This window comes from Arthrobacter sp. 10N43, assembly GCF_056394525.1.
In genome coordinates this window covers 55,379-79,112 of the sequence record NZ_JBFTIA010000012.1, presented here as the reverse complement: position 1 = coordinate 79,112, position 23,734 = coordinate 55,379, and the positions used below count along the sequence as shown (strand labels likewise).

21 protein-coding genes and 1 tRNA gene are annotated in these 23,734 nt (G+C 67.5%); 15 read left to right on the top strand and 7 right to left on the bottom strand.

Translation table 11 applies throughout. The features are described from left to right. Positions 1-15: 15 nt before the first annotated feature. From AC1DDO_RS18760 to AC1DDO_RS18735, 6 genes are all read left to right on the top strand, one after another. Positions 16-1,305: a pseudouridine synthase gene (locus tag AC1DDO_RS18760; RefSeq protein ID WP_476868004.1), complete on the top strand. Its 1,290-nt coding sequence runs from the start codon at positions 16-18 to the stop codon at positions 1,303-1,305. Positions 1,306-1,307: 2 nt separating this feature from the next. Continuing rightward, on the top strand, positions 1,308-2,414 hold the full coding sequence (locus AC1DDO_RS18755; RefSeq protein ID WP_476868005.1) for a prephenate dehydrogenase: 1,107 nt from the start codon (positions 1,308-1,310) through the stop codon (positions 2,412-2,414). Beyond that, the gene (gene cmk, locus AC1DDO_RS18750; protein WP_476868006.1) at positions 2,414-3,172 is read left to right on the top strand and encodes a (d)CMP kinase; all 759 of its coding nucleotides are present in this window, start codon (positions 2,414-2,416) and stop codon (positions 3,170-3,172) included. The genes AC1DDO_RS18755 and cmk overlap by 1 nt, the downstream gene beginning before the upstream one ends. A 70-nt stretch (positions 3,173-3,242) precedes the next feature. Beyond that, on the top strand, positions 3,243-3,923 hold the full coding sequence (locus AC1DDO_RS18745; RefSeq protein WP_476868048.1) for a lysophospholipid acyltransferase family protein: 681 nt from the start codon (positions 3,243-3,245) through the stop codon (positions 3,921-3,923). After that, positions 3,920-5,470, top strand: a complete 1,551-nt coding sequence (gene der / locus AC1DDO_RS18740; protein WP_441410396.1) for a ribosome biogenesis GTPase Der — start codon at positions 3,920-3,922, stop codon at positions 5,468-5,470. The genes AC1DDO_RS18745 and der overlap by 4 nt, the downstream gene beginning before the upstream one ends. A 149-nt stretch (positions 5,471-5,619) precedes the next feature. Then, positions 5,620-5,696: transfer RNA gene (locus tag AC1DDO_RS18735), tRNA-Pro, on the top strand. Between the two features lie 118 nt (positions 5,697-5,814). Here the strand turns inward: AC1DDO_RS18735 and AC1DDO_RS18730 are convergent. Together AC1DDO_RS18730 and AC1DDO_RS18725 are read right to left on the bottom strand one after the other, a co-directional pair. After that, positions 5,815-6,417 carry an adenylate kinase gene (locus AC1DDO_RS18730; protein ID WP_476972496.1) on the bottom strand — a complete coding sequence of 201 codons (603 nt, stop codon included), beginning with the start codon at positions 6,415-6,417 and terminating at the stop codon, positions 5,815-5,817. A 156-nt stretch (positions 6,418-6,573) separates the two neighbouring features. Next, on the bottom strand, positions 6,574-7,443 hold the full coding sequence (locus tag AC1DDO_RS18725; protein WP_476972477.1) for an Fpg/Nei family DNA glycosylase: 870 nt from the start codon (positions 7,441-7,443) through the stop codon (positions 6,574-6,576). Between the two features lie 195 nt (positions 7,444-7,638). Between AC1DDO_RS18725 and gcvH the strand changes: the two genes are divergently transcribed. The 5 genes from gcvH (at position 7,639) to AC1DDO_RS18700 (ending at position 10,853) form a co-directional block, all read left to right on the top strand. Beyond that, positions 7,639-8,025, top strand: a complete 387-nt coding sequence (gene gcvH / locus AC1DDO_RS18720) for a glycine cleavage system protein GcvH (protein ID WP_441410394.1) — start codon at positions 7,639-7,641, stop codon at positions 8,023-8,025. Positions 8,026-8,184: 159 nt separating this feature from the next. Further along, the gene (locus AC1DDO_RS18715) at positions 8,185-8,661 is read left to right on the top strand and encodes an FHA domain-containing protein (protein WP_028275906.1); all 477 of its coding nucleotides are present in this window, start codon (positions 8,185-8,187) and stop codon (positions 8,659-8,661) included. 17 nt (positions 8,662-8,678) lie between these two features. Continuing rightward, the gene (gene ftsR / locus AC1DDO_RS18710; protein WP_476868008.1) at positions 8,679-9,401 is read left to right on the top strand and encodes a transcriptional regulator FtsR; all 723 of its coding nucleotides are present in this window, start codon (positions 8,679-8,681) and stop codon (positions 9,399-9,401) included. Further along, a complete protein-coding gene (locus AC1DDO_RS18705) occupies positions 9,401-9,904 on the top strand; it encodes a bifunctional nuclease family protein (protein WP_441410392.1) in 504 nt (167 codons plus the stop codon). Before ftsR ends, AC1DDO_RS18705 begins: the two co-directional genes overlap by 1 nt. Before the next feature lie 352 nt (positions 9,905-10,256). Beyond that, positions 10,257-10,853 (top strand): MerR family transcriptional regulator, encoded by a 597-nt coding sequence (locus AC1DDO_RS18700; RefSeq protein WP_441410391.1) that lies wholly within the window; start codon positions 10,257-10,259, stop codon positions 10,851-10,853. A gap of 138 nt (positions 10,854-10,991) precedes the next feature. Here the strand turns inward: AC1DDO_RS18700 and AC1DDO_RS18695 are convergent, their stop codons facing one another. After that, a complete protein-coding gene (locus AC1DDO_RS18695) occupies positions 10,992-11,852 on the bottom strand; it encodes a ParA family protein (protein WP_476868009.1) in 861 nt (286 codons plus the stop codon). Positions 11,853-12,171: 319 nt separating this feature from the next. Between AC1DDO_RS18695 and AC1DDO_RS18690 the strand changes: the two genes are divergently transcribed. Continuing rightward, complete coding sequence (locus tag AC1DDO_RS18690) at positions 12,172-15,567, top strand: pyruvate carboxylase (RefSeq protein ID WP_476868010.1); 3,396 nt, start codon at positions 12,172-12,174, stop codon at positions 15,565-15,567. A 113-nt stretch (positions 15,568-15,680) separates the two neighbouring features. Here the strand turns inward: AC1DDO_RS18690 and AC1DDO_RS18685 are convergent, their stop codons facing one another. Further along, positions 15,681-17,501, bottom strand: a complete 1,821-nt coding sequence (locus tag AC1DDO_RS18685; RefSeq protein ID WP_476868011.1) for an AMP-dependent synthetase/ligase — start codon at positions 17,499-17,501, stop codon at positions 15,681-15,683. Positions 17,502-17,751: 250 nt separating this feature from the next. Between AC1DDO_RS18685 and AC1DDO_RS18680 the strand changes: the two genes are divergently transcribed. Further along, positions 17,752-18,840, top strand: a complete 1,089-nt coding sequence (locus tag AC1DDO_RS18680; RefSeq protein WP_476868012.1) for an ROK family glucokinase — start codon at positions 17,752-17,754, stop codon at positions 18,838-18,840. Positions 18,841-18,905: 65 nt separating this feature from the next. On the opposite strand, the gene AC1DDO_RS18675 is transcribed toward AC1DDO_RS18680, so the two are convergent. From AC1DDO_RS18675 to AC1DDO_RS18665, 3 genes are read right to left on the bottom strand one after another with little or no spacing between them, the layout of a single operon-like run. After that, positions 18,906-19,688, bottom strand: coding sequence for a hypothetical protein (locus AC1DDO_RS18675; RefSeq protein WP_476868013.1), 783 nt, complete (start codon positions 19,686-19,688; stop codon positions 18,906-18,908). Then, the gene (locus AC1DDO_RS18670; RefSeq protein WP_476868014.1) at positions 19,681-20,484 is read right to left on the bottom strand and encodes an alpha/beta hydrolase; all 804 of its coding nucleotides are present in this window, start codon (positions 20,482-20,484) and stop codon (positions 19,681-19,683) included. Before AC1DDO_RS18670 ends, AC1DDO_RS18675 begins: the two co-directional genes overlap by 8 nt. Further along, complete coding sequence (locus AC1DDO_RS18665; RefSeq protein WP_476868015.1) at positions 20,481-21,296, bottom strand: alpha/beta hydrolase; 816 nt, start codon at positions 21,294-21,296, stop codon at positions 20,481-20,483. Before AC1DDO_RS18665 ends, AC1DDO_RS18670 begins: the two co-directional genes overlap by 4 nt. A gap of 113 nt (positions 21,297-21,409) precedes the next feature. Here AC1DDO_RS18665 and AC1DDO_RS18660 point away from each other — a divergent pair, with 113 nt between their 5' ends. After that, positions 21,410-22,225 carry a lysophospholipid acyltransferase family protein gene (locus AC1DDO_RS18660; RefSeq protein WP_476868016.1) on the top strand — a complete coding sequence of 272 codons (816 nt, stop codon included), beginning with the start codon at positions 21,410-21,412 and terminating at the stop codon, positions 22,223-22,225. A gap of 88 nt (positions 22,226-22,313) precedes the next feature. Next, positions 22,314-23,705, top strand: coding sequence for a class II 3-deoxy-7-phosphoheptulonate synthase (locus AC1DDO_RS18655; RefSeq protein WP_476868017.1), 1,392 nt, complete (start codon positions 22,314-22,316; stop codon positions 23,703-23,705). Positions 23,706-23,734: the final 29 nt, after the last annotated feature.

Here is a 23,734-nt window from a genome sequence, read left to right as displayed (position 1 = left end):
ACGTAAGGACGGGTCATGACACAGGCGGGACGCCAGGGTTCACCACGTAACAGTTCGGGACGCAACAGTGCCGGACAAAGCAGTGCCGGACAAAACAGTGCCGGTCAAAGCAGTGCCGGACAAAACAAGTCACAGGGCTCAGGCCGGCCGCAGGGCGGCTCGGGCCGCAGCAGCGGAGCCGGATACGGCGGCAGCCGCAGCGGCGGAGCCGGATACAAGGGCGGCGGAGACCGCCCCTTCAAGCACCCCAAGCCCCGCGAAGAGGCCTTCATCGATCCGGACCTGCAGGGACAGGACGGCGCGCCGTCGGCGGCCCGCCAGGGTTCCGCTGACTGGAAGTCGAAGGCGCCCTCGGGCAAGGAAGCAGCCCGCAAGGCCGCCGCGCGCAAGCCCGGCTCCGGCAAGGCCCCCGGCACCCCCGGCGCCCTCAAGCCCAAGCCGCGCACCGGCGCCGCCAAGTTCGCCGGTCCCCGCGCGTTCGGCAGCGAACGCTTCGGCCAGAACCTCGGACCGGTACGCAAGCCCGGCCGCAACCGCGGACCGCGCCGCGAAGTGCCCCAGTCTGAGCTGCACGACGCCGACGGCACCCGCCTCCAGAAGGTCATGGCCTCCGCCGGCGTCGCCTCACGGCGCGTATGCGAGGAAATGATCGCCGAAGGCCGTGTGGAGGTCGACGGCCAGGTCGTCACCGAGCTCGGCGTCCGCGTCGACCCCAAGACAGCCGTGATCCACGTTGACGGCCTGCGCATCCAGCTGGACGAGAACATGGTCTACATGGTCTTCAACAAGCCCAAGGGCGTTGTCTCCACCATGGAGGACCCGGACGGACGCCCGTGCATCAGCGACTTCGTCCGCAACCACCACGGCGAACGCCTCTTCCACGTGGGCCGGCTCGACGTCGCCACCGAGGGCCTGCTGCTCCTGACAAACGACGGCGAGCTCGCCAACCGCCTGACGCACCCGTCCTACGAAGTGCCCAAGACCTACCTCGTGCAGGTCCGCGGGCCGTTCCCCCAGGGCGTGGGCGCGGAACTGAAGGCCGGCGTCGAGCTCGAGGACGGCATCGCCTCGGTGGACTCCTTCAAGCTCGTGGACTCCACTCCCGGGCACGTGCTGATCGAGGTCGTGCTGCACTCTGGCAAGAACCGAATCGTCCGTCGCTTGTTCGACGCCGTCGGCTTCCCCGTGCTGCGCCTGGTCCGGGTCAAGGTTGGCCCCATCGGGCTGGGCGACCAGCGCCAGGGCAGCATCCGCAACCTCGGCAAGCAGGAAGTCGGCCACCTGCTGGCATCCGTGGGGCTGTAAGCATGTCCGCCTTTCGCACCCAAGGCCGGGGCCACCTGAACGGCCCCGTGATCGTGGTGGGCTCCGGGCTCCTGGGCACCAGCATCGGGCTGGGGCTGCGGGGGCGCGGAGTGGCGGTGTTCCTCTCGGATCCGTCGCCGACCAACCAGGCTGTCGCCGTCGACATCGGCGCCGGGCTGCCGCTGGCGCGCCTCGAAGGCGAGCCGGAGCTCGTCGTCGTGGCTGCGCCGCCGGACGTCACGGCGGACGTCGTTGCCAAAGCGCTGCAGGATTACCCTGCCGCCGTCGTGGTGGATATCGCGAGTGTGAAGGCACGCATCCTTGCCGATCTCCGCAGCCGCGGCGCCGACCTGGGCCGCTACGTGGGCACCCATCCCATGGCCGGACGCGAAAAATCCGGCCCTGTCGCCGCCCGCGGCGAGCTGTTCACCTCCATGCCCTGGGTGGTGTGCCCGGCGGAAGAAACTCTGCCGGAGTCCATCCGCGTGGCGCGTGCGCTGGCGGGCGATCTTGGCGCCGTCGTGTCCGAGTTCGGCGCCGACGAACACGACGGAGCCGTGGCGCTCGTGTCCCACCTGCCGCAGGTGATGTCCTCGCTCGTGGCCAGCCGCCTGCAGGGCACGCCCCTGCACGCGCTGTCCCTGGCCGGAAACGGGTTGCGGGACGTCACCCGGATCGCCGCGAGCGATCCCACCCTCTGGGTCCAGATCCTGGGTGCGAACGCGGACAAGGTGGTTGAGATCCTGCACGGGGTCCGTGAGGACCTCAACCGGCTGATCGGCACCCTGGAGGCCCCCACCGCTCCCGGCGCCCGGCTGGATCTTGCCCAGCTGATCAGCGAAGGCAACGCCGGCCAGTCCCGGATTCCGGGCAAGCACGGTGGACCGCCGCAGGCCTACTCGTGGCTGACGGTCCTGGTGGATGACACGCCGGGACAGATCGCGAAGCTGCTGACCGAGATCGGCGAGATCGGCGTCAACCTTGAGGACCTGCGGCTCGACCACTCCTCGGGACAGAACGTGGGTATGGTGGAAATTTCCGTGCTGCCCAACAAGCACGATCTTTTGATAGAAGCCCTCAACGACCGCGGATGGCGGGTACTCCAGTAATGACTCAAGAACTCATCGAGACAGTGGACATAGTCCGCCCCGGAAAAAGCCTTGTGGTCGCCATCGACGGCCCCTCCGGCTCCGGCAAATCCAGCGTCAGCAAAGAGGTCGCCCGCCGTCTGAAACTGGCCTACCTCGACACCGGCGCGATGTACCGTGCCTTGACGTGGTTCTGCCTGGAGAACAGCACGGACCTGGACGACGCGTCGGCCGTCGAGACCGCAGCGGAGACCCTCCCGCTGGAGATCAGCACGAGCCCGCAGGAAGAGTACGTCCGCGTCGGCGGGCACGATGTCACTCTCGCCATCCGGGAACCCGCCATTTCCGCAGCGGTCAGCGCCGTTGCCACCACCCTGGGCGCGCGGACCGAGCTGATCCGCCGGCAGCGCGAACTGATCGAAAAGCACCACCGCCGCATGGTGGTGGAGGGCCGGGACATCACCACCGTCGTCGCGCCCGGGGCCGAGGTCCGGATGCTGCTGACCGCCAGCGAGGAAGCCCGGCTGCGCCGCCGCGGCATTCAGCTGGGCGGGAGCCAGAACGCCGAGCAGCTTGCCGCCCAGGTCACGCACCGCGACGCCAAGGACTCCACGGTGGTGAACTTCACCACCGCCGCCGACGGCGTAGTCACCCTGGACTCCTCGGAGCTGGACTTTGACGAGACGGTGCAGGCCGCGCTCGACATCGTGGACACCGTTGTCAATCACCCCGTTGTCAAGCAGAGCACCGCACGGCACCGGGCCGTCCCCGGTGACTGACGGCAACGGAGCACCGGCGAGCGTGCAGGCCTGCCTGCCCGGCCGGTGGACGACGGCGTGGAGCCGTCCCGTGGGATGGCTCCTGGACCACCTCGTCTACCGCACCTCCGTCACGGGACGCTCCAACGTCCCCGCCACAGGCCCCGTGATCTTCGCAGGGAACCACATCAGCTTCCTCGACGGACCCGTCATGTTCGGCGCCTCGCCGCGGCCCATGCACATCCTCGTCAAACAGGAGATGTTCACCGGGTTCCTCGGCCGTGTCCTGGCGGCCTCGGGCCAGCTTCCCGTTGACCGCCTCGGCGGCCGTGCTGCCCTGGCCACGGCCCGGAGCCTGCTCGGCGCCGGACGGTGTGTCGGGATTTTGCCCGAAGGCACCCGGGGGAGCGGCGGGGCCGCCGCGATCAACAACGGTGTCGCCTGGCTGGCGCTGAACTCCGGCGCCACCGTGGTTCCCGTGGCCATCCTGGGCACCAGAATCGGCGGCGAACACCTGGACACGGTACCCGCCCCCCGCCGGCGGCTGCATGTCAGCTTTGGCGGGGCCATCAACGTCAGCCGCAGGCCCGGTGAGACCGGCCGTGTTTCAATGGACAGGGCGGGAACCGAAATTCGGGCCGCGCTAGCGCGCCATGTCCAGGACTCAGTACTAAGAACCGGGCAGTCCCTGCCCCACGCGGAATCACCGCATGAACGTCATGAAGCAGTAGCCGGGACGCCGGCAGATCACCACCTAAGGAAAGTGCAATGAGCGATACGACTCAAACCTCCGGCAATTTTGGCGCCGGCGAAGACGAATACACGCCCACCGGCACCGACCAGGTGGCTGAACACCTTGCCGCCCTGGACGATGACGAAGCGGAGCTCCGCGCGGCCTCCCTTCGCGCCGGCCTGGACGACTACGAGCTGGACGAAGACGACGCAGCCCTGCTGAGCGGCCACTTCGACGACGAGGACTTTGACGGTCCGGTCAAGCTGGACCCCGTCCTGGCCATCATCGGCCGGCCCAACGTGGGCAAATCCACCCTGGTCAACAGGATCCTGGGCCGTCGCGAGGCAGTGGTCGAGGACACCCCCGGCGTCACTCGCGACCGCGTCATGTACTCGGCGCAATGGAACGGCCGCAACTTCACGGTAGTGGACACCGGCGGGTGGGAACACGACGCCCGCGGCATCCACGCCCGCGTCGCGGAACAGGCCGAGATGGCCGTGGAACTCGCCGACGCCGTCCTGTTCGTCGTCGACTCCGCGGTGGGCGCCACCGCCACCGACGAAGGCGTCATGAAGATGCTGCGCAAGTCCAAGAAGCCGGTCATCATGGTGGCCAACAAGGTGGACGACTTCGCGCAGGAAGCGGACTCCGCAACCTTGTGGGGCCTTGGCTTCGGTGAGCCGTACCCCGTCTCGGCCCTGCACGGCCGCGGTGTGGCCGACCTCCTTGACCACGTCATGGACACGCTCCCGGAATACTCCCTGATCGAGGGACTCGAACGTTCCGGCGGTCCCCGCCGCATCGCCTTGATCGGCCGCCCGAACGTCGGCAAGTCCTCGCTGCTGAACAAGCTCGCCGGTTCCGAGCGCGTGGTGGTGGACAACACCGCCGGCACCACCCGTGACCCGGTCGACGAATTCATCGAACTCGGCGGACGCACGTGGCGCTTCGTGGACACCGCCGGCATCCGGCGCCGCCAGCACATGGCCCAGGGCGCGGACTTCTACGCCTCCCTGCGCACCCAGAGCGCGCTCGAAAAGGCCGAGGTCGCCGTCGTGCTCCTGGCCGTGGACGAGGTGCTCAGCGAGCAGGATGTCCGCATCCTGCAGCTCGCCGTCGAATCCGGCCGCGCACTGGTTCTCGCGTTCAACAAGTGGGACCTCCTCGACGACGAACGCCGCCGCTACCTGGAGCGCGAAATCGAGCAGGACCTTGCTCACGTGGCCTGGGCGCCGCGGGTGAACATCTCGGCCAAAACAGGCTGGCACAAGGACCGGCTCGTCCCGGCCCTGGATGTTGCCCTGGAAAGCTGGGACAAGCGCATCCCCACGGGACGACTCAACGCGTTCCTGGGCGAACTCGTGGCCGCGCACCCGCACCCGGTCCGCGGCGGCAAGCAGCCCCGCATCCTGTTCGGCACCCAGGCGTCAAGCCGCCCGCCGAAGTTCGTGCTGTTCACCACCGGATTCCTGGACCCGGGATACCGCCGCTTCATCACCCGGCGCCTCCGCGAGACCTTCGGTTTCGAGGGCACGCCGATCGAGGTCAACATGCGTGTGCGCGAAAAGCGTGGCAAGAAACGTTAATTCCGACACACCTTGCCCGTGACAGCATCAAAATGTCACAGGCACCCTCTTGGATCGTGTAAGCTTTTCAAGGTGGTTCGGCCGGACTGCTTGGAAGAAAATCTGGAGAGAATCCAGGTCAACTTCCCAGCGGAGAACGGCAGAACCAGCGGGCTGTAGCGCAGCTTGGTAGCGCACTTGACTGGGGGTCAAGGGGTCGCAGGTTCAAATCCTGTCAGCCCGACCAACAAAAGCAGGTCATAGGCCGCTTCCGGAGAAATCCGGAGGCGGCCTTTGCTGTTTAAGCACCTTGGGTGCCTCTGGCGCCGCTAGTGGCGTGAGCGCCGCGAGTGCCTCAAGGGCCACTACGTGGCCGTGGTGGCATCGGGGATTGCATCGGGGAAGGACGCCCGGAGCGCAGCAAGGAGCCGGTCGAAAATCTCGTCCTCGCTTCCCGTGCCGTCCACGCTCAGGAGGATCCCGCGCTGTGAGCACGCTGCGGCCACGGGCTCGGTCTCCTGGTGGTACAGCTCCAAACGGTGCCGGATGACGTCCTCGGTGTCGTCGCTGCGTCCGGTCATGGTGGCGCGTCGGAGCAAACGGCTGACGAGTTCGGCGTCGTCGACGCTCAGTTGGAGTGCAGCGTCCAGCGCCTGCCCGTTGGCGGCAAGGATGACGTCCAGCTCAGCCAGCTGCGCCGTGTTTCGGGGATACCCGTCCAATATAAAACCGAACCCGCCCCTGACATCGTCCTGGTCCAGGCGCTCACGCACCACACGGTTCGTCAGGGTGTCCGGCACCAGGTCGCCGGCGTCCAGATGCACAATGACTTCCCGGCCCAGCGGCGTCCGGTTTTTCACGTGGTCGCGGAAAACCTCGCCGGTGGAGACCACGGTGATGCCGAGGCGCCCGGACAATCGTTCAGCCTGGGTGCCCTTGCCGCACCCCGGGGGACCCATAATCAGCATTCGCATCAAGGCAACTCCCTCAGGCGCCGGTGAAAGGTGTCCTTGTATCGTGTTCGCCGGGAGGCGCCAGCGCAAGGGGTTGGGATGCGGCGCCTGTCACCGGCAGCGCGTGTCACCGGCGGCGCCTATTTCAGGAAGCGTGACGTCCGGCGGCGCCTATTTCAGGAAGCGTGACGTCCGGCGGTCGGCCAGGATCTTTCCCTTCGTCTGGCACGTCGGGCAGTACTGCAGGGCCGAGTCGGCAAAGGAAACTTCCCGGACCGTGTCGCCACACACCGGGCACGCTTCGCCGGTCCGGCCATGGACCCTCATATGGCTCCGCTTGGCGTCCTTGAGCTCGTTGGGCGGCTTGCCGGTGGCTTCTTCCATAGCAGTTCCCAGGATGCTGTGGATGGCGTCGTAGAGCCGCTGGACGTCCGCCGGGTCCAGGGACTTGGCGATGGCAAACGGCGAGGTCCTGGCCGCGTGCAGGATCTCGTCGCTGTAGGCATTCCCGACGCCGGCCATCACGCCCTGGCTCCGCAGCACGCCCTTGATCTGCTGGGAACTGGACGCGAGGATCGCCGCGAAAGTGCCGACGTCGAAGCCGGGACTGAACGGATCAGGTCCGAGCGCCGCGATGCCGGGCACGTCGTACGGATCGCGGACCACATAAATCGCCAGGCTCTTTTTCGTGCCGGCCTCGGTCAGGTCCATGCCGACCGGGCCGGCGGCGCCGGAAAATGTCAGCCGCGCCGCGATGTGGCCCTTGCCCATTCTCAGTTGTGTGTCCGTGGGGGAGTCCGTGAACCGGAGCCACCCTGCCCGCGCCAAATGGAAGACGAAGAACAGCCCGTCGGCTTCGACGCTGACGAACTTGCCGAACCGGCGCACTCCGGTGATAGCCCGGCCCTCGAGGCCGGTATAGGGCGGGTCTGCCGTCTTGAGCACGGCAAAAGAGACCAGCTGGATCTTCGCCACCACTGCTCCGCGCAGGTGCTGGTCCAAAAAGTCCGCCAGTGCCGCAACTTCCGGAAGCTCAGGCATGCCTAGCCCTGGCGCGCCCGGAGAGTCCCGGCGCCCCGGTTGTCCACATTCCTGATGCTCAGCGGCGCATGCTCTGCCATCGCACCATCTTCTCAGATCCCTCCCCGGCCCCTGCCCGATATGCCTATACTTTCAGCGGCGGCTAGAACAAACGACTGCCGCCGCATAGGTGATTGACCCGATGAAAGGCCCGTCATGAGCATCATTCCCGAAGACCTGTCCTACACCGCAGAACACGAATGGGTTTCGGCCCCCAATGCCGACGGGGTTGTGCGCGTGGGCATCACCGATTTTGCCCAGGACGCCCTCGGGGATGTCGTCTACGCCCAGATGCCCGAGGTGGGGACAACCATCAAGGCCAACGACGTGGTCGGCGAGGTCGAATCCACCAAGAGCGTCAGCGACATCTACGCCCCGGTGACCGGCGAAGTCGTGGGCCGGAACGAGGCCCTGGACACCGATTCGGCCCTTATTAACTCCGATCCGTACGGTGATGGCTGGCTGATTGAAATCAGGCTCGCGGAAGCCGACGCGGTCGAGTCCTTGCTCAGTGCATCCGAGTATGAACAGCAGGTAGGCTAAAGACACAGGTCGTTCGGGCCGGGGTCGCCGGAAAGTGTTGTTGGGATAACAAAACAAGCCGCACCCCGCCGAAGGGCCTCCATACCGGGACTGCGAGGCTTTCCCGGACGGCATGCGTTGTTTGCAGGGGGGACACCTGCAACGAATGAGGAGGACTCAATGTTTGGGCACGAACGGAACGACACCGGTGACGGTTACGGCACGGGTGGAGTGAAAGCTTCGGAGACCACGTCGATCAACCTCACTCCGGTGCGCGACGAACCCAACTTCACGCCGAAGCTCTCGACCGAGGAGCGGGCGGCCGTCGAGGCCCTTCCCTTCGGATCGGCACTGCTCGTGGCGCACAGCGGCCCCAACGCCGGTGCGCGGTTCCTGCTGGATTCTGACGTCACGACGGCGGGCCGCCACCCGGACGCCGATATCTTCCTCGACGACGTCACGGTATCCCGCAGGCACGTTGAATTCCGCCGCACCGCGCGCAGCTTCGAGGTTGTGGACACCGGGAGCCTCAACGGTACCTACGTCAACCACGACCGCGTGGATTCCGTGGAACTGAAGTCCGGCAACGAGGTCCAGATTGGCAAGTTCCGCCTCACCTTCTACCTCAGCCCTGCCCGCGCAGCAGGCAACGTCTGATTCCGGGGTAGTTGCCTGTGGCCACGGCACAAGCGGATCGGCGCGGACCCCAGGTTCTGAACATCGGGGAAGTCCTGGCTCAACTGAGCGACGACTTTCCCAGCATGACGGCGTCAAAAATCCGGTTCCTTGAAGAAAAGGGACTCATCAACCCCAAGCGGACGCCTGCCGGCTACCGGCAGTATTCGGAGAACGACGTCGAACGGCTGCGCTTCGTCCTGGCCCTACAGCGTGACCAATACCTGCCCCTGAAGGTCATCAAGGACTACCTTGACGCGATCGACCGGGGCGAACGGCCGGAGAACCTGCCGGCCGGCGTCACGGTCTCGCCGCGGATCGTCTCCGAGCAGCTCGCCACCGAGCTGCAGGGCCGTACGCGCCGGCTCAGCGAGGAGCAGCTCCGCGCCGAATCCGGGGCAAGCGTCCCGCTGCTGGAATCGCTGCTCAGCTACGGCCTGATCGGCCATGTCAACGGCAAGTTCGACGAACACGCCCTGCAGGTGGCGCGCGCCTGCGTCCAGCTGGAGAGCCACGGACTGGAACCCCGCCACCTGCGGCCGTTCCAGGCGGCCGCCGACCGCGAGTTCGGGCTCGTGGAACGCGCCGTGGCCACGCTGACCTCCCGCAAGGATGCCGCCTCCCACGCCCGGGCCGCCGAGGCCGCCCGGGAGATCAGCGACCTCTGCCTGTCCCTGCACCAGGCGCTGGTCCATGACCGGATCTCGAGGATGGACATCTGATGATTGAGGTGGAGATTGTCGGCGTGCGGATTGAGCTGCCGTCCAACCAGCCCCTTGTCCTGCTCAAGGAGATCCACGGTGAGCGCCATGTGCCGATCTGGATCGGGACCCCGGAAGCCAGTGCCATCGCCCTGGCCCAGCAGGGAGTCATCCCGCCCCGGCCGATGACCCACGACCTCCTGGTGGACGTCGTGGAGGCCCTTGGCCACACGATCGTCAGTGTCAACATCGTGGCGGTGGAGGACAACATTTTCTACGGACAGCTGCAGTTCGAGAACGGAACCACCGTGAGCTCCCGGGCCTCGGATGCCCTGGCGCTTGCCCTGCGCGCCAAGTGCCGGATCTGGTGTGCCGACGCCGTCATGGACGAGGCCGGCGTCCGGATCACCGAACACGACGAGGGCGAGGACACGCATCCCAGCCCCGCGGTGGACGAGGAAGGCGAACTGCGCCGCTTCCGCGAGTTCCTCGACGACGTCGAACCCGAAGACTTCGGCGGCTGAACAGCCGCCCGCCACTGCCGCCAGGAGAGCTGCCGGGATCGCTGGTGCTCCTGTTACAGGAGTGTTTTCTGACACTCCCGGGGCGGCTGTGGCGGCCCCAAAGGTTAAAGCCGAGGATGAAAGTTTCGACACGCCCGCCGAATAGCCCCAACGTCTTTGACCTTGGGCCCCGGCAGGCCTAACGTCGGAGGTACAAGTTCCCATTGCATACGGTAGCCGCGCAAGTCACACTGGAAAGTGCAGCCCCGGCTGAATTACACGGGTGGAATCATCACCTTGTGTCATGCAGCTGTTCATGAACATTGCTGCCGATGCAACTTACTCAAGGGAACTCACGACAAGGAGGGTCCACGTGAGTCCGAAAGGCGAAGCAGGCGAGCTGAAGCAGGCCGCAACGGCCGGCATTGCTGTGCCCGCCAGCGGTGCCCAAGGCCTGCTGTTCACCGAGGATCTTCCCGTTCTGGACGAAGACGCGGGCTACCGCGGTCCCACCGCCTGCAAGGCGGCCGGCATCACCTACCGCCAGCTCGACTACTGGGCACGCACCGGACTTGTCGAGCCCGCCGTCCGTGGCGCGGCCGGCTCCGGTTCGCAGCGGCTCTACGGCTTCCGGGACATCCTGGTCCTCAAGGTGGTCAAGCGGCTCCTGGACACCGGGGTCTCATTGCAGCAGATCCGCACCGCCGTGGAGCACCTGCGGGAGCGCGGCGTCGAGGACCTCGCCCAGATCACGCTCATGAGCGACGGCGCGAGCGTCTATGAATGCACGTCGGCCGATGAAGTAATCGATCTCGTCCAGGGCGGCCAGGGGGTGTTCGGCATCGCCGTAGGCCGTGTTTGGCGCGAGGTGGAAGGAAGCCTCGCTGCTCTTCCCAGCGAACACGCCGCGGAGCAGTCCTTTCCCGACGACGAGTTGAGCAAGCGCCGCGCAGCCCGCAAGATCGGCTAGCGCCCACCGCTACAGATACAGAACCGCTACAGATACAGAATCGCTACAGATACAGAACAGACTGAGGCCGCCTCCCAAACAGGGAAGGCGGCCTCATTCGTTGCGCTGGAACGGGGTTGGCAGTTCCAACCGTTCCGGTTAGCGCAGGCTGCGGTTGCGGACCGTGCCGGCAGGGGCCAGGCCGTTGGGGTGCAGCAGGTTCTGCAGGAGGGCGTCGAAAAGCGCGGCGGCATTCTTGGCCGAGTCCCCGGGCCAGTGGTGGATGGAGTGGGCGGCGCCCTGGATCTGCTGCCAGTTGGCCTGCTCCGGGATGTGTGGACTCAGGAGCAGGTCGCCGAACATGGACTCCATCTCCGAGAGCCGGAACGTGTGCTCGGCTGAGCCGCTGCGCACCCGGTTGGCCACGATCCCGGCGGGGGAGAGCTTGGGGGCGAACTCCTGGCGGAACAGCTGGATGGCGCGCATGGTGCGCTCCGTGCCGGCCACCGAGAAGAGCCCGGGCTCGGCCACCAGGGTCACCTTGTCGCTCGCGGACCACGCCATCCGGGTCAGGCCGTTCAGCGACGGGGGGCAATCGACCAGGACCAGGTCATAGTTCTGTGCACCGGCCAGAACCGCAGAGAGCCTGCGGAGGTCGCGGCGGCCCAGATCCGGCCGGTCGTAGATACCCGTGTAGGCAGAGCCCACGGCCACGTCCAGGACAGAAGCCTGCGCGCCGGAATGCGCTGTGCCATTGGCGCCGTTGGTTCTGGCCTGTTCCACCCAGCCGCTGGGAACCACGTTGTCCGCCAGATGTGCCCGCCGGGGCGACCTGAGCATCCTGCCGATATCGAGCTGATCGTCCGGGCTCACGCCCAGGGCGGTGCTGGCGTCAGCGTGCGGGTCAAGGTCGACGACGAGTGTGGGGATGCCGGCGGCCAATGCCGCCGACGCCAGTCCGGTGGTCACGGATGTCTTGCCGACACCGCCTTTGAGGCTGCTGATGCTCACTACTTGCACTTGAAAAACCAATACCTAACGCCGGTTGCCGAGACGGGGTCGTGCCGGCTCCTGCGTTCTTCGGAGCCGGGGCGTGCATGCGCCACCCACCCACTCATCATATGTTGATGCTCCGGCGAAACCCGTTTCATCCGCCCCCGGAGCGCCAGAACCTCGTGAACCGGACAGGCGGAGAAAGCTCTCAGGCTGGGGCCCTGCCTATCGCGGCGTCCGTGACGGATAATGCTGTGACAGTGGCCACAATGATTTGTGTTTGCCCACACAGGTCCTAGACACTGTGAGCACTTACCGATACCGCCCGCGATGATGCAGGAGAAGTATGTTTTCTAAGATTCTGGTGGCCAACCGCGGCGAAATCGCGATCCGCGCCTTCCGCGCGGGCTATGAGCTGGGTGCCAAGACTGTCGCTGTGTTTCCCCACGAGGACCGTAACTCAATTCACCGCCAGAAGGCCGATGAGGCGTATCTGATCGGCGAGGAAGGCCACCCGGTCCGGGCATACCTGGACGTGGACGAGGTGGTGCGCGTAGCCAAGGAGGCCGGGGCGGACGCCATTTACCCCGGCTACGGTTTCCTCTCCGAGAACCCGCGCCTGGCGCGTGCCGCAAAGGAGGCCGGCATTACCTTCGTCGGCCCGCCGGCGGAGGTCCTGGAACTGGCGGGCAACAAGGTTGCAGCCCTCGAGGCCGCGCGGAAGGCCGGCGTCCCTGTGCTGAAGTCCAGCCAGCCGTCGAAGGACCTGGACGAACTGATTGCTGCAGCGGATGAGATCGGCTTCCCGATTTTCGCCAAGGCGGTCGCCGGCGGCGGCGGGCGCGGCATGCGCCGCGTCGACACCCGCGAGGCGCTGCCTGAGGCCCTGCAGGCCGCCATGCGCGAAGCCGACGCCGCGTTCGGGGACCCCACAATGTTCCTTGAGCAGGCTGTCCTGCGCCCGCGCCACATTGAGGTCCAGATCCTGGCCGACGCCGAGGGCAACGTCATGCACCTCTTCGAGCGTGACTGTTCCATCCAGCGCCGCCACCAGAAAGTCATCGAGATCGCGCCGGCCCCGAACCTCGACGAGGGCATCCGGCAGGCCCTGTACCGCGACGCCGTCAAATTCGCGAAGGCGCTGAACTACGTCAACGCCGGCACGGTCGAATTCCTTGTCGACACAGTGGGGGAGCGCGCAGGCCAGCACGTATTCATCGAAATGAACCCGCGCATCCAGGTCGAGCACACCGTCACCGAGGAAGTCACCGACGTCGACCTCGTCCAGGCGCAGCTGCGCATCGCCTCCGGCGAGACGCTCGCGGACCTGGGCCTCTCGCAGGAGACCGTCCAGCTCAAGGGCGCCGCCCTGCAGTGCCGCATCACCACGGAGGACCCGGCGAACGGTTTCCGTCCCGACGTCGGCAAGATCACCGGCTACCGGTCAGCCGGCGGCGCCGGTGTCCGGCTCGACGGCGGCACCGTCTACTCGGGCGCGGAGATCAGTCCGCACTTCGACTCCATGCTGGTCAAGCTCACCTGCCGCGGCCGCGACTACCCGGCCGCGGTGGCGAGGGCCCGCCGGGCGCTGGCCGAATTCCGCATCCGCGGCGTGTCCACCAACATCTCCTTCCTACAGGCCGTCCTGGACGACGCCGACTTCGTCGCCGGCGACGTGGCCACCTCCTTCATTGACGAACGGCCCCAGCTGCTGAAGGCGCGGGTCTCGGCGGACCGCGGCACCAAGCTCCTGACCTGGCTCGCCGATGTGACCGTCAACAAGCCCAACGGCGAACTGAAGGTCCACACGGACCCGGCGGACAAGCTGCCGGCCCTCGATAACGCCAAGGCCCAGCCGGGATCGCGCCAGCGGCTCCTGGAACTCGGCCCGGAAGGCTTTGCCCGGGCCCTGCGCGCGCAGAACGCCGTGGCCGTCACGGACACCACCTTCCGCGACGCGCACCAGTCCCTGCTCGCCACCCGTGTACGCACCCGCGACCTCGTGGCGGCCGGTCCGGCCGAATCCAAGCTGCTCCCGCAGCTGCTCTCGGTCGAGGCCTGGGGCGGGGCGACCTACGACGTCGCCCTGCGCTTCCTCGGCGAAGACCCGTGGGACCGGCTTGCTGCCCTGCGCAAGGCGATGCCGAACCTGTGCCTGCAGATGCTGCTCCGCGGCCGGAACACCGTCGGCTACACGCCCTACCCGGAAGAGGTCACGGTGGCGTTCGTCAACGAGGCCGCCGCCACGGGCATCGACATCTTCCGCATCTTCGATGCCCTCAACGACGTCAACCAGATGGCCCCGGCCATCCGGGCCGTCCGCGAGACCGGCACCGCCGTCGCCGAGGTTGCCCTCTGTTACACCGCGGACATGCTGGATCCGGACGAGACGCTCTACACCCTGGACTACTACCTGGAGCTGGCGCAGAAGATCGTCGACGCCGGGGCACACATCCTCGCGATCAAGGACATGGCCGGGCTGCTGCGTCCGGCTGCCGCGGCGCGCCTCGTTTCGGCGCTGCGGGAGCGCTTCGACCTCCCCGTCCACCTGCACACCCACGACACCGCAGGCGGCCAGCTGGCCACGCTCCTCGCGGCCGTGGACGCCGGCGTGGACGCCGTGGATGTGGCCTCGGCCTCCCTGGCCGGCACCACCAGCCAGGTCTCGGCCTCGGCCCTTGTCGCCGCGCTGGCCCACACGCCGCGTGACACCGGGCTCAGCCTCACCAACGTCTGTGCCCTTGAGCCGTACTGGGAAGCCGTCCGCCGGGTCTACGCGCCGTTCGAGTCCGGACTGCCGGGGCCCACGGGCCGGGTATACCAGCACGAGATTCCGGGCGGACAGCTCTCCAACCTGCGCCAGCAGGCAATGGCGCTGGGCCTTGGCGAGCGGTTCGAGGCGATCGAGGACATGTACACCGCGGCAGACCGGATCCTCGGCCGCCTGGTGAAGGTGACACCGTCGTCGAAGGTGGTGGGCGACCTCGCCCTGCACCTGGTGGGCCTTAACGCCGATCCCGCGGACTTCAACGAGAACCCGCAGAAGTACGACGTCCCGGATTCGGTGATCGGCTTCCTCTCCGGCGAGCTCGGCGACCCGCCGGGAGGCTGGCCGGAGCCGTTCCGGACCAAGGCCCTGCAGGGCCGCACCATCAAGGTCCGCGACGTCGAACTCAGCGCCGAGGACAGTGCCGGGCTGAACGCCGACTCCAAGACCCGCCGCGGCACGCTCAACCGCCTGCTGTTCGCCGGTCCCACCAAGGACTACCTGAAGAGCGTCGAGTCCTACGGCAACCTTTCGGTGCTGGACACGCGCGACTACCTCTTCGGGCTGCAGCGCGGCGCGGAGCACGAGATCGAGCTCGAAAAGGGCGTCCACCTGATCGCCTCGCTCGAGGCCGTCTCCGAGCCGGACGAGAAGGGCATGCGCACGGTCATGTGCACGCTCAATGGACAGTCCCGGCCCGTCGTCGTCCGCGACCGCTCCGTGGTGAGCAACGTCAAGGCGGCCGAACGCGCCGACACCTCCCAGCCGGGCCAGGTGGCCTCGCCGTTCGCCGGCGCCGTCACCCTGACCGTCAAGGCAGGGGACACCGTGAAGGCCGGCGACACCGTTGCCACGATCGAGGCCATGAAGATGGAGGCATCCATCACGACGCCGGTGGCCGGCACCGTGGCGCGCCTCGCCGTCGGCGCGATCGAACAGGTCCAGGGCGGGGACCTGCTGCTGGTCGTTGAATAGCAGCCGAACAGCGGGGGCACAGCAACCCTCGCCGGCTTAACGCAGAAGGGTCCTTCCGGCAAAAGCTGGAAGGACCCTTCTGCGTTTCACGCACAACAACGCGTGGGCGCGGCCTAGGCGAGGGTGGTGCGCTTGGCGCTGTACATTTCCTCGATCACGTTCTCGAAGTCCTTGAGCACCTGCGCGCGCTTGACCTTCATGGAGGGGGTCAGGTGGCCCGAGGCCTCGGTGAAGTCGGCCGGCACGATCCGGAAGGACTTGATCGCCTCGGCCTGGGACACCGACTGGTTGGCGTGGTTGATGAGTTCCTGGACGGCGGCCTTGACCGCGGGGTTCTCGGCAGCCTCGGCAAGCGAGGTCGAGGCCGGGAGCCCGTGGCGGCCCAGCCAGCCGGGAAGGGCTTCTTCGTCCAGCGTCACGAGGGCGCCGATGAACGGGCGGTTGTCGCCCACCACGAGCACCTGCGAGACGAGCGCGTCCGCCCGGATCTGGTCCTCCAGCAGGGCGGGGACCACGTTCTTGCCGCCGGCCGTGACGATGATTTCCTTCTTGCGCCCCGTGATGGTCAGGAACCCCTGCTCGTCCAGCTGGCCGATGTCGCCCGTGCGGAACCAGCCGTCGTCGAACGTCGCGGCGGTCAGGTCATCGCGCTTGTAGTAGCCGCGCATGACGCATACGCCCTTGGCGAGGATCTCGCCGTCGTCCGCGATCCTGACGGAGTTGCCCGGGATCGGGGCGCCGACGGTACCGATCCTGATCAGGTCCGGGGTGTTCACGGTGACCGGCGCCGTGGTTTCGGTCAGCCCGTAGCCTTCCAGGATCTGCATGCCGATGCCTTGGAAGAAGTGGCCCAGCCGTTCACCCAGCGGGCCGCCGCCGGACACGGCGTGGGAGACGTGCCCGCCCATGGCGGCCCGGAGCTTGGCGTAGACGAGCTTGTCGAACAAGGCGTGCTTGAGCTTCAGCACGAGGCCCACCTTGCCGGCCTGCCGCGCCCGGGAGAATTCGATGGCGGTGTCCGCGGCGCGGTGGAAGATGGCGCCCTTGCCGCCGTCCTCGGCCTTGGTCAGGGCGGAGTTGTAGACCTTTTCGAAGACGCGCGGGACGGCGAGGATGAAGGTCGGTTTGTAGCTCTGCAGATCCGGCAGCAGGTTCTTGATATCCGGTGTGTGCGCCACCGTGACGCCGGCGGCCACGGCCAGCACGGAGATGAAGCGTGCGAAGACGTGCGCCAATGGCAAGAACATGATGGTCCTGGCCTGCTCGTGCACAATCGTGCCCAGCGATGTGGCCAGGGCGTTCTCGGAGAGTTCCACAAAGTTGCCGTGGGTCAGCTCGCAGCCCTTCGGCCGGCCGGTGGTTCCGGAGGTGTAGATGATCGTGGCGATGTCGCTCAGGGATGCCTGGCTGCGCCGCGCCTCGAGCTCGGCGTCGCTGATGCCGGCTCCCGCCGCACGGACCTCGTCCAGGCTGTCGCCCTCGAGCTGCCAGACGTGCTGCAGGGCGGTGAGCCCTTCGGAGGTCGCTGCCTGCCGGATGATGTCCTCGTGGTGCGCGGATTCGCCGAATGCGGCCACGGCGCCGGAGTCGCCGAGGTTCCAGGCCACCTGCGAGGGGGAGGACGTTTCGTAGATCGGGACTGAGACGGCGCCGGCGAACCAGATGGCGAAGTCGATCAGGGCCCATTCATACCGGGTGCGGGACATGATGCCGACGCGGTCGCCGGCGCCCACGCCGCTGGCCATGAGGCCCTTGGCGAGGGCCGTGACGTCGGCCAGGAAATCCGTGGCACGGACGTCCTGCCACTGGCCTGCCGCATCGAGCCGTGAGAACAGGGCCGGGTTGGAGGCCTTGGCCGCCTGGCGCACCACGAGATCGGTGACGTTGGTGTCCGGATCGACATTCACCAGGGGCGGGACAATCATTTCTCGCACGACAGCTCCTTTGGTATCCATAGGCCCGCAACGGGTACCGCTAAGCCTAGTATGCGGTCCCGGGATGGTGTGTTCTGCGACACCTACTGGCCAGTAACTTTACGGTCAGGCCCGCCGTTCCGCCAGTCCGGAGTGCCGGGAACGTCGGCGGCAGGGCCGCGTTGTTGCCTCAGGCAGTGGTGTAGTGCACCGACGTCATGCTGCTTCGCCTGCGCGGTTGTGTGGACCCCGGCGAATAGAATGGGGCACCATGCAGACACCAACACCCGGCCGGCAGCCCGGCCTGCGCCGCCGGACCGCCGCCTGGCGGAGCCGGGCCCTGGCCGGAGCGGCCGCCGCGGCCGGGCACGACCTTCGTTCACCGCTGCGGCTCGGCCGCAAGGGCCTGGCGATCGGCGTCGACATCGGGGGAACCAAGGTCGCCGCCGGCGTGGTCGATGCCGACGGCCGGATCCTCAGCCAGGCGAAACGCTTAACCCCGGGCAACGACCCGCGCGCCGTGGAGCAGGTCATTGTCGAACTGGTCAAAGAACTGGGCGCAGGGCACCGGATCTGGTCGGTCGGCATCGGCGCCGCCGGCTGGATGGACCTGGATGGCGCGACGGTCCTCTTCAGCCCGCACCTGGCCTGGCGCAATGAACCCCTGCGCGATAACCTGCAGCGGCTGCTGCGCCGCCCCGTCCTGCTGACCAACGACGCCGACGCCGCCGCCTGGGCGGAATGGCGCTTCGGCGCCGGGCAGGGACAGGACCGGCTGGTCTGCATCACCCTGGGCACCGGGATCGGCGGCGCCATGGTGATGGACGGACGGGTGGAACGCGGCCGCTTCGGTGTGGCCGGGGAGTTCGGCCATCAGATCATCATGCCGGGCGGCCACCGCTGCGAGTGCGGCAACCGGGGTTGCTGGGAGCAGTACGCCTCAGGCAATGCCCTCGGCCGTGAGGCCAGGGAACTGGCCGCCGCGAATTCCCCGGTGGCCCAGGAACTGCTCAAGGCTGTCGACGGCGACGTCGGACGCATCACGGGTGTGATCGTGACCGAACTGGCCAAGGCCGGGGACCCGACATCCCGCGAACTCCTCGAGGACGTGGGGGAATGGCTGGGCCTTGGCCTGGCCAACCTCGCGGCGGCCCTGGACCCGGGGAAGTTCGTGATCGGCGGCGGACTCTGTGATGCCGGCGAGCTGCTCGTCGCACCCGCCCGGAAGGCCTTCGCCCGGAACCTCACCGGCCGTGGCTTCCGGCCTGCCGCCGAAATCGAGCTTGCGGCCCTCGGACCGAACGCCGGGCTGATCGGCGCGGCCGACCTCTCCCGGGTCAGCAGCCGCATGCACACGTAGGTCACACCCGAGGCAGGGGCGCGGCTATGGCAGCCGGAAACGCGTGGACCCGGTGGCCGCGGGGACTACACCCGCGCGCCGTCGTCGTGCTCGTCCTTCTCGTCCGGGAGCTTCATGATCAGGAATACGACCGACGCCGCGAACACGGCCACGATGCCAAGGATCGCCAGCAGCGGTGCCGACCGCCAGAACATCGCCGCAAGCACCAGGGCAATCGGGCCGCCCACCGCGCCAAGCCAGGCCAGGACGGTCATGGGGTCCGCCCCGGCCAGGCTGGGCGGCTCCTCCGGGACGAACGCGCCGTCGTCGTCCTCGGGCTCATAGTCGCGGGGACCGGCGGCAGTGTCCGGAACGTCGCTGCTGCTGGCAGCCGCGGGCTTCCCCGGAGCAGGGGACTGCCGCTCCTTGGCCGAGAGCTCGATCGGCGCGGCACCTGCCAGGCCCAGCGGGTCAAAATCGCGGAATGTCCTGGCCGCCGGAGAACTGGAGCCGGCGCCGGTGCTGCCCGTTCCGCCGGCCAGCCCTCCCGTCGCCTCGTCCGCCTCCGCCCCTACGCCTTCCAGCCGGGCGACCAGATCCAGCCACACGGCGTCGTCATCAGCAGACAGTGCACCTTCGGAGACTGCATCTGCGGACAGCGCGTCCGCGGCGGCGGACTCCGGGTACTCATTGGCCGGGGACCCATTGGCGGGGGACTCATTGGCTTGGGAGGCCTGGGACGGGGCCTCGCCGGAGGGCTGAACGCCGGAAGCATCCGGTGCGGGAGATAGGGGATCGGCGGGGTCCGGCTCCGGTGTCTCCGGGTCGGGGGTCTCGGGGTCCGGGACGCTGGGGTCCGGTTTAGTCATTGGCCGTGTCCTTCCGGCTGGCGCGGGCGGCGTCCGGGCTGGCCGGGGATGCCACGGACCGGACAAAGTCGGCCGTGCCACGGAAGATCTCGGGCGCGTCGTTGTCCATGGTAGCCACGTGGTAGCTGTTTTCCAGCCGGACCACCTCCAGCGGGGCGTTGGTCAACCCGCGGCGCAGGGCCACCATGCTGGATTCGGACACCACGTGATCCACCGCTGAACGGTAGACCCGGACGGGCGCGGTGATGCGGGGCAGCAGCCGAACGGTGTCCTTGAACATCTTGTTGAGCTCGTGCGCGGCCGCCACCGGAGTCCGCGCGTACGCTCCCTCATCCATGCCCGGTTTGAGGATGTCATTGGCGATCGCGGGGGTGCTCTTGAGGACGAACTTCAAGACGCCGGCCAGCGGGGCGCGCGGATCATCGATGACCAGGCCGGGGTTGACCACCACGACTCCCGCCACGGGCCGGGTGGCCGCGATCCGCAATGCCAGCGCACCGCCCATGGACAGCCCGGCCACCACGACGACGTCGCATTCCCCGGCAAGTTCGAGGTAGGCCGCGTCCAGGGCTTCGTGCCAGTCCTGCCAGCGGGTCCTGGCCAGCTCTTGCCAGTTTGTTCCGTGGCCCGGGAGCAGGGGCAGCCGGACGGCGAACCCGGCCGCGGCCAGTGACAACGCCCAGTCCCGCACGCCATGCGGGCTGCCGGTGAAGCCGTGGGATACCACGACGCCGGTCCGGGGACCGGTTCCGGTGTACGGGCTGCTGAACGGCGAGTGGTCCGGGAGGATGCTCATGGGGTCTCCGAGGGTGCGGGGGGCGGCATGGTGGATCGTGTCTGGGTGGCCCGGGCGTGCTGCAGGAAGAAACGCACCGATTCCTCAAAGAGTAGCGGCGCGTCGGCATCCAGCGTGGCAACGTGCCCGCTGTTTGGTAGGGGAACCACCGTCAGGTCCCGGGATCCGAGCCGCCTGCGCAGCAGGGCCAGGGACGACGGCGGGACCACGGCGTCGGTGTCGGACTTGAAGACCAGGGCCGGGGCCTGGACAGCGGGCAGGTCCCGCAGGGTTGCGGAGAACAGCCGGCGCAGCTGGTGGACGGCGGCCAGCGGCGTCAGGGAGTAGTCGCCGTCGTCCGTACTGGCCGCCGTGGGATTCGCCTCCTGGATCGGCGTGGTGGTGCGCTGGAAGTACTTGAGCAGTCCCACCACCCTGACCCTGCGGTCATAGAAGCTCAAGCCGGGATTGACTGCGGCCACGCCGGCCACGCTGTGGCGGGCCGCCGTACGCAGGGCGATGGTGCCGCCCATGGACAGCCCGGCGACGTAGCAGGTGCTGGTTCGGGCGGACAGGTCCAGGTACGCCGTCTCAAAGCTCGTGTACCAGTCCTGCCATCCCCGCCGTGCGAGGTCGCGCCAGTGGGTGCCGTGCCCAGGCAGGAGCGGCACAGATACCGCGAAACCCTGGTCGGCAAGATGCTGCGCCCAGGGCAGGATGCTGAGTGGGCTGCCCGTGAAGCCGTGGCAGATGGCCACGCCGGTCCGGGCGTTGGGGCCGTGGCCGGGGTAGCTGAAAGCGGCGGGCGCCGGGGGAGTGCTGCTTTCAGTCATGAGCCCATCGTGTCACCCTTGGCGGCAAAACTCACTAGAGTAAGGTGTCCATTGAAGTCCTGGCCGGGCCCGATTTGGGCGGCCGGCCAGACGCCTTCCGGAGAGGTCACCGAGTGTTTTATTGGTTCATGAAGACGTTTGTCCTGGGACCAGTGCTGAAGCTGCTGTTCCGGCCCTGGGTCAAGGGCCTGGACAACGTCCCGGCCCAGGGTGCCGCGATCCTGGCCTCGAACCACCTCTCCTTTTCGGATTCCATCTTCATGCCGGTCATGGTGCCGCGGCCGGTGGTCTTCCTGGCGAAATCCGAATATTTCACCGGCACTGGGATCAAGGGCAGGCTGACCGCTGCGTTCTTCCGGCTCACCAACCAGCTCCCCATGGACAGGTCCGGGGGAGCCGCGTCCGCGCAGTCCCTGAACGCAGGCATGGAAGTGCTTAAGAACGGCTCGCTCATGGGCATCTATCCCGAGGGGACACGCAGCCCCGACGCGCGCCTCTACCGAGGCAAGGTGGGCGTTGCCCGCCTTGCGCTGCAGGCCCGGGTACCGGTCATCCCGGTGGCAATGATCGGAACGGACAAAGTCCAGCCGATCGGCAAGCGAGTGCCCAACATCCGCCGCATCGGCATGATCTTCGGCGAACCACTCGACTTCAGCCGCTACTACGGGATGGAGGATGACCGGATGGTCCAGCGTTCGGTGACGGACGAGATCATGTACGAACTGATGCGGCTCTCCGGCCAGGAATACGTGGACGAGTACGCCGCCGTCGTGAAGCTCCGCATGGCCGGCAAGGCGCAGGACGCCGCCCCGGACACTGCCCCCTCCGGCCCTGATGCTGCGCAGGAATCAGCTCCCGACACAACGCCCCAGACAAGGCCCGACACAAGGCCCGGAGAGGACAGCCCGGAGGTTCCCGGGACCGCCTGAGGGGCGCCACAGCTTCCATATGACGGCAACCGAGCTGTCAATGACAGGCCGGGCCGCTGAACTTCCGCGGGGCAACTATCCTTAGAAGGTGACCGAGCTATCTGAGAAACCAGTTTCCCCGCTGACCAGCACCGCCCAGAGCGGAGCCGCCAACTATCCCGGACTGGACAACTGGCGGGAACTCCAGGCATCGCAGCAGCCCACATGGACGGACCCGGCAGTGTTCGAGGCCTCCGTCAAGGAACTTTCCGTCCTCCCGCCCCTCGTGTTCGCCGGCGAAGTGGACATCCTGCGCGAACGGCTGGCCGCCGCCGCGCAGGGCAAGGCGTTCCTGCTCCAGGGCGGCGACTGCGCCGAGACCTTCGAGGCCGCGACGGCGGACAAGATCAGCGCCCGCGTCCGGACCATCCTGCAGATGGCGGTCGTCCTCACCTACGGTGCGGCCATGCCCGTCATCAAGATGGGCCGCATGGCCGGTCAGTTCGCCAAGCCCCGGTCCTCCAACGATGAAACGCGCGACGGCGTCACCCTGCCGGCCTACCGCGGCGACATCGTCAACGGCTACGACTTCACCCCCGAATCCCGCGCCCACGATGCCGGCCGGATGCTGAAGGCGTACCACACCTCCGCCTCGACCCTGAACCTGATCCGCGCCTTCACCCAGGGCGGCTTCGCTGACCTGCGCCTGGTGCACCAATGGAACAAGGGCTTCACCGAGAACCCGGCCCACGCCCGCTACGAGTCCCTGGCCCGGGACATCGACCGCGCCATCAAGTTCATGTCCTCCTGCGGCGCCGATTTCGAGGCACTCAAGCGCGTCGAGTTCTTCTCCAGCCACGAGGCCCTGCTGCTGGACTACGAGCGCGCCCTGACCCGCATCGACTCGCGCACCGGACTGCCCTACGACACCTCGGCGCACTTCCTGTGGATCGGGGAGCGCACCCGCGAGCTGGACCACGCACACGTTGACTTCCTCTCCCGCGTCCGCAACCCGATCGGCGTGAAGCTCGGCCCCTCGACCAGCGGAGACGACGCCCTGCGCCTGATCGACAAGCTGGATCCGGAGCGGGAACCGGGCCGCCTCACCTTCATCACCCGCATGGGCGCCAGCAACATCCGCGAGAAGCTGCCCGCGATCGTCGAGCGCGTCACCGCCTCCGGGGCACAGGTCCTGTGGGTCACCGACCCCATGCACGGCAACACGGTCACCTCGCCGAACGGCTACAAGACCCGCAACTTCGACGACGTCATCGACGAGGTCCGCGGATTCTTCGAAGTCCACCACGCGCTGGGGACCGTTCCCGGCGGCCTGCACGTGGAGATGACGGGCGACGACGTCGCCGAGTGCCTCGGCGGGGCAGACCCGATCGACCAGGAAGCCTTCCTTGACCGCTACGAGTCGGTCTGCGATCCGCGACTGAACCACATGCAGTCGCTCGAAATGGCGTTCCTTGTGGCCGGCGCCCTCGCCAAGCGCTAGGGAACAGCCGCCCACCACATAGAAAAGCT